The sequence below is a fragment of the Enterobacter sp. ku-bf2 genome, from assembly GCF_001742765.1.
Classification (GTDB): domain Bacteria; phylum Pseudomonadota; class Gammaproteobacteria; order Enterobacterales; family Enterobacteriaceae; genus Enterobacter; species Enterobacter quasiroggenkampii.
Genome location: NZ_MDVW01000001.1, coordinates 920,365 through 933,970 on the forward strand (window position 1 = coordinate 920,365; position 13,606 = coordinate 933,970).

Below are 13,606 nucleotides of genomic sequence, written 5' to 3' on the forward strand. Positions count from 1 at the left end.
GGCGGGCAGTTTGAATGTCCGCTCTCGTCATGTTATGCCGCCCTAAATTTTCAGCGTATCGATCACAGCCCTCAGGGCAGGCGACACGTTGCGGTGCGGATAATAGAGATACAACCCGTCCATGCGCAGGCTATAGCGCTGCAACACCCGGATAAGCGTTCCGCGCTCCAGATCGTCAGCCACCAGCTCCACCGGGACATAGGCCAGCCCAAGCCCCAGCCGGGCGGCCTCGGCTTCCATGTAGCTGTCAGACAGCGCCCATTGCCCCTCTGGCCGATGGGTGATTTTTTTCCCGTCCTGCACCAGTTCCCACTGATAGTCACTACCGTCGGCAAACTGGTAGGCAATGCAGGGATGAGCCACTAAATCGGCTGGCGTCTGCGGAAAACCGTAGCGTCTGAAGTGTTCCGGGGCAGCCACCGCGGCCATTTCCATATCAGGCGTGATACGCACTGCAATCATTCCCTGCCCCACTTCCGGCCCCAGTCTGACACCCGCATCGAACCGCTCGGCGATAATGTCGACGAAGCGGCTTTCATTCATCAGTTCCAGCCTGATGTCCGGGTAACGCTGTTTAAAAATGGCGAGCTTTGGCAGCAGACATTTATCGATAGCGTGCTGGCTGGCATTAATACGCACCGTGCCGGACGGCGTCTGACGATAGTGTGCCAGGGTCGCCAGACCCGTATCGAGCGTATCGAATGCAGACTCGGCGGTCTGATAAAGCTGTTCCCCGGCATGGGTGAGCGAGAGCTTGCGCGTGGTGCGGACCAGAAGTTGAACGCCCAATCGCTCTTCCAGCTCGCGAACCGAGCGGCTGATCCCGGATTGCGCCAGCCCAAGCCGAAGCGCAGCCGCCGTGAAGCTCCCCTCCCGTACCACCTGCATGAACAGGTACAGCTCATTATAGTTTTCCCGTTTCGCCATCATCCCCACCCATTTATAACAATATGATATGAATCCTAGCAGCTTTCGCCCTCTAATCAGCACTATTTCTGCTAACTATAATGACCGCAACACAACAACCCAGGGTTCATTTCTATGAAAACATTTACCCAAAAACTGTCCGTTGCGATGCTGCTATGTGCATCATTAAGTGGAGTGACAACAATGAGTTATGCAGAAACCACCAACCCAAACGCGCCTGTTTCGATGGTGAGCACATGGGATAAAACCTTCGCCGAAAGTGACAAAGTCGATCACCGTAAAGTGTCCTTCCAGAACCGATACGGGATCACTTTGGTAGGCGATCTGTATCTTCCCAAAAACCGCGGCGACCGCAAGCTGGCGGCGATTGCGGTCAGCGGGCCATTTGGCGCGGTCAAAGAGCAGTCCAGCGGCCTGTATGCGCAAACCCTGGCAGAAAATGGGTTTGTGACCCTGGCGTTCGACCCGTCGTATACGGGCGAAAGCGGTGGCCAGCCGCGCAACGTAGCGTCTCCGGATATCAACACCGAAGACTTTAGTGCGGCGGTGGACTTCCTCGGGTTGCAGAAAGAGGTTGATCGTAACCGCATTGGTATTCTCGGCATCTGCGGCTGGGGCGGTATGGCGCTCAACGCAGCATCCATGGACACCCGCGTGAAGGCGGTCGCCACCAGCGTGATGTATGACATGAGCCGGGCGATGGGCCACGGCGTGGGCGACGGGAAAGATCGCTATTCAACGTCTGACCGCCGTGCCGTTCTGCAGTATCTGAACGCACAGCGCTGGAAAGATGCTGAGAACGGTACCTTCGCGCACGGCGGCCATGACATTTATGTCGATGAGAACGGCAAGGTGACGGCAGCTGAACGTATTCTGCCGGAGGCGTTACCTGACACCCCGAATCCGGTACTCAAAGAGTTCTTTGACTACTACCGTATGCCGCGCGGCTTCCATGCGCGCTCCGTCAACTCCACCGGCGCGTGGACCGCGACCACGCCATTATCATTTATGAATATGCCGCTGCTGAGCTACGCCGGGGAAATTACTATCCCAACGCTTATCGTAACCGGTGAAAAGGCACACTCCCGCTACTTTGCTGAAGATGCGTTTAAAGCGGTCGGCAGCAAGCAGAAGGAACTGGTAATTGTTCCGGGCGCAAACCATGTCGATCTCTACGATAATGTTGCCGGGAAGATCCCCTTCGGCCAGTTTGAGCAGTTCTTCAAAACCAACCTGAAATAAACCTCTACGCCACCCGCCCTATACGGGTGGCTCTTTGTGAAATCTGACTATGTCTACACTGAGCCGCACCACATCACAGAACACAGAGCATGCACACTGGAGTGGCGTTTTTGCCATGACCCTGTGCGTATTTGTCCTGATTGCCTCGGAATTTATGCCCGTCAGCCTGCTTACCCCCCTTGCCAGAGATTTTGGCGTTACGGAGGGTCTCGCTGGCCAGGGGATCGCGATTTCCGGCGCGCTGGCGGTGCTGACCAGCCTCTTCCTTTCCCGGCTTGCCGGGAATATAAACCGCAAACACCTTCTTCTGGGCATGACGCTCCTGATGGCGCTCTCGGGGATGATTATCGCTTTCGCCCCAAACTATCTGGTTTACATGACAGGCCGCGCGCTGATCGGTATCGCTATAGGCGGGTTCTGGTCCATGTCTGCCGCAACGGCCATTCGCCTTGTTCCGCCGCATAAGGTTGCGCGCGCGCTGGCCATTTTCAACGGCGGTAACGCGCTGGCAACGGTGGTGGCCGCCCCGCTTGGCAGCTATCTTGGGGTCACTATTGGCTGGCGCGGCGCATTTCTTTGTCTAGTGCCCGTGGCGATAGTCGCGTTCATCTGGCAGTGTTTAAGCCTGCCTGACATGAACGCGCGTAAAAACGGTACATCACGAGGAAGTGTTTTTCGGTTATTCCGCCAGCCTGCCGTTTCCGTTGGTCTGCTGGCCTGCGGCCTGTTCTTTGTGGGGCAGTTTGCGCTGTTTACCTATCTGCGCCCGTTCCTTGAAACCGTCACCCGGGTGAGCGGAGCCGGGCTGTCGCTGATTTTGCTCACCATAGGCGTTGCGGGTTTTGTGGGCACCCTTTTCGTTGCCCTGGTGCTTAATGCCGCGTTTTACATAACGCTGATCGCGATCCCTCTACTGATGGCGGCCATCGCAGTCGCGTTGATTCTCGCCGGGCATAACGTGTGGATTGTGGCCCTGCTGTCAGGCCTATGGGGGATGCTGGCAACATCAGCACCGACGGGGTGGTGGACGTGGATTGCGCGAACGCTGCCGAAGGATGCTGAAGCCGGCGGTGGACTGATGGTTGCGGTGATCCAGCTCGCCATTGCGCTCGGCTCAACGGCGGGCGGTATAGCGTTCGATCGTTATAGCTGGCAGAGCACGTTTGCATTGAGTGGCATAGTGCTCCTCTTTGCGGCAGCGCTAACGTTTCTGCTTTCGCGTCTTCACAAATAACGCGCCGGATGATTTTTTGACGCTTTTCTTCACCGTTCGTGTATTGTTTTTAAACAATAACATCCATTAAAGGACACCTGCGCAATGATCACCATCCTCGGCAAAACCACCTCCATCAACGTTCGTAAAGTGCTCTGGACCTGCGAAGAAGCGGGCATCGCGTATCAACAGGAAGATTACGGCAGCGGTTTCGCCTCGACGGAAACGGATGCCTTCCGCGCCCTGAACCCCAACGCCATGGTGCCGGTGCTGATTGATGGTGATTTCGTGTTGTGGGAGTCCAATTCCATCTGCCGTTATCTGGCGCGCAAGGCCGAACGTCACGATCTGCTGCCCGCAGAACCGCAGGCCTGTGCCAACGTAGAGCGCTGGATGGACTGGCAGGCCACTGAATTTAACAACGCCTGGCGCTATGTCTTCCCGGCGCTGGGGCGTAAAAACCCGGCCTTTAACGACCCCGAGCGTATTGCGGCAGGAATCAAGGAGTGGAACCACTGCATCACCATTCTGGAACAACAGCTGCAGCGCACCGGGGCCTTTGCGGCGGGCGAGACGTTTACCCTCGCTGACGTGGTGCTTGGGCTGTCGGTGAATCGCTGGAAAATGACGCCGTTTGATAAGCCAGACGTGCCCGCCATTGAGGCCTGGTTCGAGCGTCTTAACCAGCGTCCGGCATTTTTGCGTCACGGCAATAACGGCATGGTGTAAAACTTAATGCCTGAATGAATACCGCAACGAGGCTGTTTTTTTAATTACGAAACCCTGATTGTCGTCAGAGGGAATAATAATTAAGCCATATCCTGGACAGCCTGTTGCACCGCTTTGCTAGCCTGAATAGTCAGGCAAAGCTCACCCCGGAGGTATTCTTGCTGATTAAACTCAAGAAAGAACGAACGCATCAGGAGGATCGCCGGCTTGCTCTCTGGCTGGCGACCTCAGCAGGTTTGCTGAACGCCATCGCCCTCGGGGCATTTGGCTTTTTCCCCTCACACATGACCGGCAACACCTCACAGTTATCCAGCGAAGTTTCTTCTACCGATCTGAGCGATATTATTTTCTTCGGCTCGATAATTCTCTCTTTTGTGGCTGGCGCCATTATTGCGCGCACGATCGTCATATGGGGTATTATCCATAACGTCAGGCTGGTTTTTTGCCAGATCCTTTTTGTCGAGGGGATATTACTGACCGGCGTTTCCTTCTACGAAATGTATTTCCATGCGCTCACCAGCAATCGCGAGATTATTCTTTTTCTCTGCTTTCTGATGGGCATTCATAATTCCACCTCCACGCAGCTTTCTGGCGGACGGGTAAGATCGACGCACATTACCGGCACGCTAACGGACGCGGGGATTTCCCTGGCCTCCGTCATGGTGGCGATGCTTCGCCGGGATTACTCCAAAGATACGGCGGCGCAAAAAAGTCAGCTAAAAACCCACTTAACCACCCTGTTTTCGTTCATTACAGGTGGTATTGCGGGGCTGCTGCTGTTCAGATGGATTGGCTTCAACGCCATGCTGGCGCTGGGGTTGATGCTCGCGGTTGTCGCCACCGTCTCAATTATCACCGTCTCGTCGCGGGTTCGACGGGTTCGCGCTGGCGTCTGAGGGTTGCAACTGCCACAGCAGGCGCTGCATGTTATCATCACAGGTGATGCCCTCCGGCCTGTGGGTGATACTCGTGACCAGGTCCAGCAGCTCCCTTCGGTTTTCCTCCAGCTGCTTCTGCATCGCCTCTATTTCAGCAATGCGTGTCTTCAGGGACTGGATCAGTCCCTCATGATCCCAGCGCTGTTGCGGCTGCGGCAAGAAGCGCCGTATTTGCTCAAGGGTGAACCCGGTCCGTTGTGCATTGTCGATAATGTTCAGCAGCGCAACCGCATCAGCGGAATAGGTACGGTACCCGTTCCCCTGCCTGACGGGTCGCGGCAGTAAGCCTTCCGCCTCATAAAACCGAATGCGCGACGGGGTAATTCCCGTCATTTTCGACAGCTCGCCAATTTTCATTTCGTCCGCTCTGGCATATTGACCTTAAAGTTAACTTTAAGCTTAAACTTTTTATGCGGTCAACCGGATCGTCATCTCATCAGGAGCTAAAATGCACACTATTCTGGGCGCCAGCGGGCAAATTGCCCGTGAACTTGCCCGCGAGCTTAAACGCGAATATACCGACGAGATCAGGCTGGTCAGCCGCCATCCGCAGAAAGTCAACGCCAGCGATAGCACGGTTGCAGCCGATCTCCTGGATGCGCAGCAGACGCAGGTGGCGATTAACGGTAGCGATACGGTCTATTTTACCGCCGGTCTGCCGCCTGATTCCGCGCTGTGGGAGCGTCATTTTCCGACCATGCTGGACAATGCCCTGGAGGCCACGCGTAAGGCGGGGGCAAAATTCGTCTATTTCGACAACACCTATATGTACCCCCAGAGTAACGTGCCGCAAACCGAAGAGACGCGCTTTGCGCCCCGGGGGCGGAAAGGCCACGTGCGCGCCCTGATGGCAAACCGGGTGCTTGACGAAATGCGACGGGGCGACATTCCCGTCCTCATCGGTCGGGCGCCGGAGTTTTACGGGCCTGAGAAAACGCAGAGCTTCACCAATACGCTCATTATCGACAGGCTGAAGCAGCATAAGCGTCCGCGCGTTCCGGTGCGTGACGACACGCTTCGCACCCTCATCTGGACGCCGGATGCCAGTCGCGCGCTCGCTCTGCTGGGCAATACCCCTGAGGCCTACGGGCAGACGTGGCACTTGCCCTGCTGCGATGAAAGGCTGACGTACCAGCAGTTCGTCACTCTCGCCTGTGAGGTCTTTGGACAGCCAGCGGACTACTCCGTCCTCGGCAAGTTGGCCTTCGCCGCGACGGCGCTGTTTTCGCAAGGCGCGCGCGAAATGCGCGAGCTGTTGCCCCGGTACGAGGCTGACAACCTGTTTGATTCGACGAAGTTTAAAGAGCATTTCCCTGCGTTCACCGTTACGTCATACCGGAAGGGACTCGAGAACATCTGGCAAGAGTGGAAATCAAAAGAGCCCGGTGCAGCGTAATTACGGCGCCGCGTCACCGGGAATGCGGTGTATTATTCGTGACAACGTCACATTCAAATCTCTTCTTTAGGACTATTCTGCCCGCCCCACAATCAGGCCTTACGCCATAAGGCCTGACCTCAGGTTGCCACTAGTTTCATAGGGTTACTGATTTTCCCCCTTCGCTGGAACCCTTCCCAAACGCTTGCTATAGGTCATCTACCCCTGCCGAAACATGGCATAACAACAGGCAACCGGTGGTTGCTATAACGCATGCGCACAGGGAGACACACCGCAATGCACCCATTACTCAAACGTTCGCTGCTGTTTGTCGGCGCCATTATCGTGGTTCTCGCCCTCCTCGTCTGGGGGATCGGGCTGGAGACCCTCAGAGCGCGACAGGTTGACCTGATCTATCTCGGGCAACAGCATATGATTCTGGTTTTCTCATCAATGTTCTTTGCCCTGCTGGTGGGTATTCCGGCTGGCATTCTGCTGAGCCGCCCGGCCGCGCGGGGTATCGCTGAATATGTGATGCAAATCTTCAACGTCGGCAATACGCTGCCACCGCTGGCCGTGCTAGCCCTGGCGATGGTGGTGATCGGCATCGGCGATACGCCCGCCATCATCGCCCTGTTCCTCGCCTCGCTGTTGCCGATCGTGCGTAATACCTATGCCGGGCTGTGCTCGGTCCCGCCGTCGCTGCTGGAAGCGGCAAACGGCATCGGGATGACCAAATGGCAGCGTCTGCGCCAGGTTGAGCTGCCTGCCGCCTGGCCGGTGATGCTCTCAGGGATCCGCATCGCCACCGCCATTAACGTCGGTACCGCACCGCTGGCGTTCCTGATTGGTGCCAGCAGCTACGGCGAGCTGATTTTCCCCGGCATTTATCTGAACGATTTCCCGACCCTGATCCTCGGCGCGGCGGCTACCGCCCTGTTCGCACTGATCCTCGATACCCTGCTGGCGGCGCTGGGTCGCGTGATGAGTCCCCATCTCGCTCGATAACAATAACAAGGAGCTTTTATGAGACTGTTTTCCGGCCTGACGGCGCTGTGTGCAGCGGTGCTGTTCACCAGCCAGGCGATGGCGGCCCCGCTGATTCTGGCAACCAAGAGCTTTACCGAGCAGCACATTCTCTCGGCGATGACCGTGCAGTACCTGCAAAAGAAAGGATTCCAGGTTCAGCCGCAAACCAATATCGCCACGGTGATTTCCCGTAATGCGATGATCAACAAGCAGATTGACATGACCTGGGAGTACACCGGCACATCATTAATCATCTTTAACCACATCAACAAGCGCATGTCGCCAGAGGAGTCTTACGAGACGGTGAAACGTCTGGACGCGAAGCACGGTCTGGTCTGGCTCAAGCCCGCCGACATGAACAACACCTATGCGTTCGCCATGCAGCGCAAGCGCGCCGAGGCGGAACATATCAACACCATGTCGGACATGGTGGCGAAGATTGAGCAGATCCGTAAAACCAACCCGGACAAAAACTGGCTGCTGGGCTTAGACCTTGAATTTGCCGGGCGCAGCGACGGCATGAAGCCGCTTCAGGCCGCCTATAAGATGGACCTGGACCGCCCGCAGATCCGTCAGATGGACCCCGGCCTGGTCTATAACGCGGTGCGCGACGGCTTCGTCGACGCCGGGCTGATTTACACCACCGACGGGCGCGTGAAAGGCTTCGACCTCAAGGTGCTGGAAGACGATAAAGGCTTCTTCCCGAGCTATGCCGTCACCCCGGTGGTCCGTAAGGACACGCTGGAGGCCAATCCGGGCCTGGAAGAGGCGCTCAACACCCTCTCTGCCCAGCTCAACAACGACGTTATCACCGAACTGAACAAGAAGGTGGATATCGACCATCAGTCACCGCAGCAGGTCGCCCGTGATTTCCTGCGTAGCAAACAGCTGCTGTAGGAGGCGCTATGGAGACGATTCACTACATTCTGGACAACTGGGACTACCTGTTAACCCTGACGCTGCAGCATCTGTGGCTGGTGGCGCTGGCCGTGGGCTTAGCCATTCTCATCGGCGTCCCGCTCGGCATTCTGATTGTTCGCCACAAGTGGCTGGCAACGCCGGTGCTGGGGATTGCCACCATCGTGCTGACCATTCCCTCCATTGCGCTGTTTGGCCTGATGATCCCGCTGTTTTCGCTGATCGGTCAGGGGATTGGCGCCCTGCCCGCGATCACGGCGGTGTTTCTCTACTCGCTGCTGCCAATTGTGCGTAACACCCATACGGCGCTCGACAGCCTGCCGCCTGGCCTGCGTGAAGCCGGACGCGGCATCGGCATGACCTTCTGGCAGCGCCTGCGCTGGGTCGAAATCCCGATGGCGCTGCCGGTGATTTTCGGCGGGATCCGCACCGCCGTGGTGATGAACATCGGCGTGATGGCGATTGCCGCGGTGATCGGCGCGGGCGGTCTGGGCCTGCTGCTGCTCAACGGCATCGGCGGAAGTGATATCCGCATGTTGATCGCGGGCGCGCTGATGATTTGTCTTTTAGCGATTGTGCTCGACTGGCTGCTGCACCGTCTGCAGGTGGTTCTGACTCCAAAGGGGATTCGATAATGATAAAACTGGAAAACCTCACCAAACACTTTTCACAGAAGCACGGCCAGACCTTTAAGGCCGTCGACAACGTCAACCTGAACGTGCCCGAAGGGGAAATGTGCGTCCTGCTCGGCCCGTCCGGCTGCGGGAAGACCACAACCCTGAAGATGATCAACCGCCTCATTACCCCAAGCAGCGGGACGATCCTGATTAACGGCGAAGACACCAACGGGATGGACACCGTCACCCTGCGCCGCAACATCGGCTACGTGATCCAGCAGATTGGCCTGTTCCCGAACATGACCATCGAAGAGAACATTACCGTCGTGCCGCGCATGCTGGGCTGGGATAAAGCGCGCTGTAAAACCCGCGCCGAAGAGCTGATGGATATGGTGGCGCTGGATCCGCATAAGTTCCTGAATCGCTATCCGCGTGAGATGTCCGGCGGCCAGCAGCAGCGCATCGGCGTGATCCGCGCCCTGGCGGCGGATCCTCCGGTACTGCTGATGGATGAACCTTTCGGCGCGGTGGACCCGATCAACCGCGAGGTGATCCAGAACCAGTTCCTGGAGATGCAGCGCAAGCTGAAAAAAACCGTCATGCTGGTCAGCCACGATATCGACGAAGCCCTGAAGCTCGGCGACCGTATTGCGGTGTTCCGTCAGGGGAAAATCGTGCAGTGCGCCAGCCCGGACGAACTGTTGGCGAAACCGGCGAACGAGTTTGTCGGCTCGTTTGTCGGTCAGGACCGCACGCTGAAGCGCCTGCTGCTGGTCTCTGCGGGCGACGTCACCGACCAGCAGCCGACCATTACGGTGCGGGGCTCTACTCCGCTCCCTGAAGCCTTTGCGACCATGGATGATAACGATATTCGCGCGATTACCGTAGTTGACGAGCACGGCAAACCGCTGGGCTTTGTGAAGCGTCGCGAAGCGCGTAACGCCAGCGGAACCTGCGCCGACATCCTGCATCCGTTCCGCATGACCGGCAAAGCGGAAGACAACCTGCGCGTGGTGCTTTCTCGTCTGTATGAGAGCAACACCAGCTGGATGCCGATCGTGGATGAGGACGGTCGCTACAACGGTGAGATTTCTCAGGACTATATTGCCGAGTATCTCAGTTCAGGGCGTACGCGTCGGGCGCTCAATATTCATAGCGAGAGCTAACCTTTCTGGCCGGGCATCGCCCGGCTTTTTCGCACGCATACCTTTTGCTAACCCCGCGATTTCCCGCCACAATATTGTATCGTCCCCGTTTACTCGCGACTCATGCAACGTCTTCATACGTACCCCGACATCCGCGCGATGTTTCGCCGACTGCTGATTGCCACCGTCACCGGCGTGCTGGCCGCGCTGGCCGTTGCGGTATTCCGCCATAGCATGTATCTGCTGGAGTGGCTGCTTCTCAGCAACGACAGCGGCAGCCTGGTGAATGCCGCCGCGTCGCTCTCGCCCTGGCGGCGCGCGCTGACGCCCGCGCTGGGCGGGCTGGCTGCGGGACTGTTACTATGGGGATGGCAACGGCTGACTGCCCAGCGGCCTCATGCCCCTACCGATTATATGGAAGCGCTGGAGACCGGCGACGGTCAGTTTGATTACGGCGCCAGCCTGGTGAAATCCCTTGCCTCGCTGCTGGTCGTCGCCAGCGGAAGCGCCATCGGGCGTGAAGGGGCGATGATCCTGCTTGCCGCCCTCGCCGCCTCCTTTTTTGCCCGGCGCTTTACGCCCAAATCCGAATGGAAGTTATGGATCGCCTGCGGCGCCGCGGCCGGGATGGCCAGCGCCTACCATGCTCCGTTAGCCGGAAGCCTTTTCATTGCGGAGATTCTGTTTGGCACCCTGATGCTGGCCTCGCTCGGGCCCGTGGTTATCGCGGCGGTGGTGGCGCTTCTCACCACGCAGCTCCTGGCACCGGGTGCCGGCACGCTCTACGCGGTCCATTTGAGCGGCATCCTCACCGCGGCCGATTATGCCCTGCTGGTCGCGATGGGGCTGGTGGCGGGTCTATGCGGGCCGCTGCTGATGTGGCTGATGGCGTTCAGCCACGGTCTTTTCCTGCGCCTCAAACTTTCGCCGCCGTGGCAGCTGGCGCTCGGCGGTGCGATCGTCGGACTGCTGTCTCTTCTGACGCCGAAGGTGTGGGGGAACGGCTACAGCGTGGTGCAGGCTTTTCTGCTCGCGCCGCCGCTGCTGTCGGTGATTGCCGGGGTGTTAATCTGTAAATTGCTGGCAGTACTGGCGAGCAGCGGGTCGGGCGCGCCGGGCGGCGTGTTCACGCCGACGCTGTTTGTTGGCATGGCGACAGGCATGCTGTTTGCACAGCTTTTCGCGCTGTGGCTGCCGGGTTCTGAGACGGCAATTTTGCTGGGGCTGGCAGGGATGGCAACGCTACTCGCCGCGACCACGCACGCGCCCATTATGTCGGCGCTGATGGTCTGTGAAATGACCGGACAGTATTTTTTACTGCCCGGTTTGCTGGTCGCCTGCGTGCTGGCGTCCGTGCTGTCGCGGACGTTACGCCACGACTCTGTCTACGGTCAACACGCCACCGAGGGCAGAGAGATCGATGTACTGCGCTAGCTCGCGCTGCTCGGCACGAGGCAGATAAGGCAGTTCACCCACCAGCGGTCCGGGCAGTTTAGCGCTCAGCACGTCGATGATCTCCGCATAGTGCGCGAGGCCCGGGTTGATGCGGTTGGCCACCCAGCCCATCAGCGGCAGGCCGTCATTGGCAATCGCCTGCGCCGTCAGCAGCGCGTGGTTGATGCACCCTTCCTGGATCCCCACCACCATCACCACCGGAAGCTGTTCCTGCACCACCCATTCCGACAGCGGGCGCAGGTCGTTCATCAGGCTGCGCCAGCCGCCCGTCCCTTCGACCACCACGTGGTCCACCTTCTCGCTCAGGTTCGCCAGGCCGTCGGACAACAGGGGATAGTTAATCAGGCCGCTGTGCGCCACGCTGCTCTCCTCTTCGCTTAACGCGATGGGATTGACCGCATGATAAGGCAACTCCAGTGACGAGACGCTTTGCAGCACCAGGGCGTCTTTATTACGCAATCCCTCTGGCGTCTCTTTACTCCCTTTTGCGACCGGTTTGTACCCTGCCACGCGTTTACCGCTTGCTGCCAGCGCCTGCAGCAATGCGCGGGATACGACGGTCTTGCCGACAGAGGTATCAGTACCAGTAACAAAGAAACGCTTAAGCATGACTCACTCCACCTCTTGGGTATGCTTCGAAAATATAAACCCGGTAAATAATTCAGTGGAGGAAGTCTACGGGATGCGTGCGCTACCCGGCTTGAGATAGCGCAATTTTTCTTACATCTGCGGAAAAGAGTTAGCCCTGTAAAAGGCGGATCAACAACGAGCCATTATACATGGCATCTTTGACCAGCGCCGCGCCAGCCATCGTGCCCTGATTGGAAAACTGGGTGCTTTCTACCGCAATATTCCGGCTGTAGGCGGGAAGCGACTGCTGCTGAATACAGGCCGTAATCGCCGGGAAGAGGATCTCCGCCGCCTGGCTGAGCGGTGAGCCAATGAGGATTTTTTGCGGGTTGAAGAGGTTCACCATAATCGCCAGAATGCGGCCAACGTTATTCCCCACCCCGGTAATGATGTCCTTCGCCAGCAGATCGCCCTGACGCGCGGCGGCGCAGAGAGAATCCACCGTTAAGGGTTGTCCGTGCAGCGAGGAGCTCATGGACTGGCTGAGCCTGACCTGCGCCAGCTCCAGCACGCTTTCCACGCTGGCAATGGTTTCCAGACAGCCGTGGTTGCCGCAGTAGCAGCGCTTGCCGTACGGGTCGACCTGGGTATGGCCAATTTCCACCAGGCTGCTGCTTCCGGCGTGGAGAAGACGACCGTCGGTAATCACCCCCGCCCCGACGTTATGATCGATAACCACCTGAATCACATCCCGCGCGCCGCGGGACGCGCCGAAGAGCGCCTCCGCCATCGTCCAGGCGCTGATGTCATGCTGAATGTAGACCGGCACGCCGGTATGGTTTTTCAGCACCTCTCCCAGCGGCATCTCTTTGACATCGTCATAAAACGGCATGCGGTGGACAATACCATTTTCGGTATCAATAATGCCCGGCATGGTGATGGCAATCGCCGTTAAGCGTTCAAGCTTCTGCTGATGGCGGATAAAGAAGCGATCGATGTGCGAGACAATCGCCTCGAGGAGCGATTCCTCGGCGTTGAGCGGCAGTTCAAGACGGTCCTCTACCACCAGCTTGCTGCTCAGATCGCGCAGCGCAAGGAAGATCTCGCCGCGGCTGATGCGCAGCGACAGGTAGTGCCAGGCTTCCGTCTCCACCACCAGCCCGACTGCCGGACGGCCACGGCTGCCCGGCTCCTGAATTTCCGTCTCCTGAACCAGGTGCGCTTCCAGCATCTCGCGGACAATCTTGGTGATACTGGCGGGTGCCAGCTGTGCCAGGCGCGAAAGATCGATACGCGAAACCGGACCAAGCTGATCGATCAGGCGATATACCGCGCCAGCGTTGGTCTGCTTAATCTGATCAATGTGCCCTGGCTGACTATCAGCGACCACCTCGTACTCCCTTATTTTCGAGCTTCGAAATAAACTGTTGGCTATGGTGAAGCACTTG

Annotated in this window: 14 protein-coding genes; 10 read left to right on the forward strand and 4 right to left on the reverse strand. The window is 58.0% G+C overall.

Going from position 1 to position 13,606, the window contains the following annotated elements; translation table 11 throughout:
- Positions 1-42: 42 nt before the first annotated feature.
- Complete coding sequence (locus BFG58_RS04370; RefSeq protein WP_023311521.1) at positions 43-927, reverse strand: LysR family transcriptional regulator; 885 nt, start codon at positions 925-927, stop codon at positions 43-45.
- A 114-nt stretch (positions 928-1,041) separates the two neighbouring features.
- On the opposite strand from BFG58_RS04370, the gene BFG58_RS04375 reads away from it, so the two are divergent.
- From BFG58_RS04375 to BFG58_RS04390, 4 genes are all read left to right on the forward strand, one after another.
- The gene (locus BFG58_RS04375; RefSeq protein WP_069719333.1) at positions 1,042-2,169 is read left to right on the forward strand and encodes an alpha/beta hydrolase; all 1,128 of its coding nucleotides are present in this window, start codon (positions 1,042-1,044) and stop codon (positions 2,167-2,169) included.
- A gap of 49 nt (positions 2,170-2,218) precedes the next feature.
- Complete coding sequence (locus tag BFG58_RS04380; protein ID WP_069719334.1) at positions 2,219-3,403, forward strand: MFS transporter; 1,185 nt, start codon at positions 2,219-2,221, stop codon at positions 3,401-3,403.
- An 84-nt stretch (positions 3,404-3,487) separates the two neighbouring features.
- Positions 3,488-4,111 (forward strand): glutathione S-transferase family protein, encoded by a 624-nt coding sequence (locus BFG58_RS04385; RefSeq protein WP_045910392.1) that lies wholly within the window; start codon positions 3,488-3,490, stop codon positions 4,109-4,111.
- A 158-nt stretch (positions 4,112-4,269) separates the two neighbouring features.
- On the forward strand, positions 4,270-5,007 hold the full coding sequence (locus tag BFG58_RS04390) for a YoaK family protein (protein ID WP_048222910.1): 738 nt from the start codon (positions 4,270-4,272) through the stop codon (positions 5,005-5,007).
- On the opposite strand, the gene BFG58_RS22995 is transcribed toward BFG58_RS04390, so the two are convergent.
- Entirely contained in the window at positions 4,957-5,406 is a 450-nt protein-coding gene (locus BFG58_RS22995; RefSeq protein WP_083261456.1) for a MerR family transcriptional regulator, read from the reverse strand. The genes BFG58_RS04390 and BFG58_RS22995 overlap by 51 nt on opposite strands.
- A 91-nt stretch (positions 5,407-5,497) precedes the next feature.
- On the opposite strand from BFG58_RS22995, the gene BFG58_RS04400 reads away from it, so the two are divergent.
- From BFG58_RS04400 to clcB, 6 genes are all read left to right on the forward strand, one after another.
- Entirely contained in the window at positions 5,498-6,445 is a 948-nt protein-coding gene (locus tag BFG58_RS04400; protein ID WP_069719336.1) for an NAD-dependent epimerase/dehydratase family protein, read from the forward strand.
- Between the two features lie 276 nt (positions 6,446-6,721).
- Entirely contained in the window at positions 6,722-7,432 is a 711-nt protein-coding gene (gene osmY, locus BFG58_RS04405) for an osmoprotectant ABC transporter permease OsmY (RefSeq protein ID WP_025911451.1), read from the forward strand.
- An 18-nt stretch (positions 7,433-7,450) separates the two neighbouring features.
- Positions 7,451-8,350 carry an osmoprotectant ABC transporter substrate-binding protein OsmX gene (gene osmX / locus BFG58_RS04410; RefSeq protein ID WP_045910387.1) on the forward strand — a complete coding sequence of 300 codons (900 nt, stop codon included), beginning with the start codon at positions 7,451-7,453 and terminating at the stop codon, positions 8,348-8,350.
- A gap of 8 nt (positions 8,351-8,358) precedes the next feature.
- Positions 8,359-9,006, forward strand: a complete 648-nt coding sequence (gene osmW / locus BFG58_RS04415) for an osmoprotectant ABC transporter permease OsmW (protein WP_014169860.1) — start codon at positions 8,359-8,361, stop codon at positions 9,004-9,006.
- Complete coding sequence (osmV, locus tag BFG58_RS04420) at positions 9,006-10,154, forward strand: osmoprotectant ABC transporter ATP-binding protein OsmV (RefSeq protein ID WP_069719337.1); 1,149 nt, start codon at positions 9,006-9,008, stop codon at positions 10,152-10,154. The genes osmW and osmV overlap by 1 nt, the downstream gene beginning before the upstream one ends.
- Positions 10,155-10,256: 102 nt before the next feature.
- Positions 10,257-11,567, forward strand: a complete 1,311-nt coding sequence (clcB, locus tag BFG58_RS04425) for a voltage-gated ClC-type chloride channel ClcB (protein ID WP_069719338.1) — start codon at positions 10,257-10,259, stop codon at positions 11,565-11,567.
- Here clcB and bioD read toward each other — a convergent pair.
- A complete protein-coding gene (gene bioD, locus BFG58_RS04430) occupies positions 11,502-12,197 on the reverse strand; it encodes a dethiobiotin synthase (RefSeq protein WP_045910385.1) in 696 nt (231 codons plus the stop codon). The genes clcB and bioD overlap by 66 nt on opposite strands.
- Before the next feature lie 130 nt (positions 12,198-12,327).
- Positions 12,328-13,548: a sugar metabolism global transcriptional regulator Mlc gene (gene mlc, locus BFG58_RS04435; protein ID WP_069719339.1), complete on the reverse strand. Its 1,221-nt coding sequence runs from the start codon at positions 13,546-13,548 to the stop codon at positions 12,328-12,330.
- Positions 13,549-13,606: the final 58 nt, after the last annotated feature.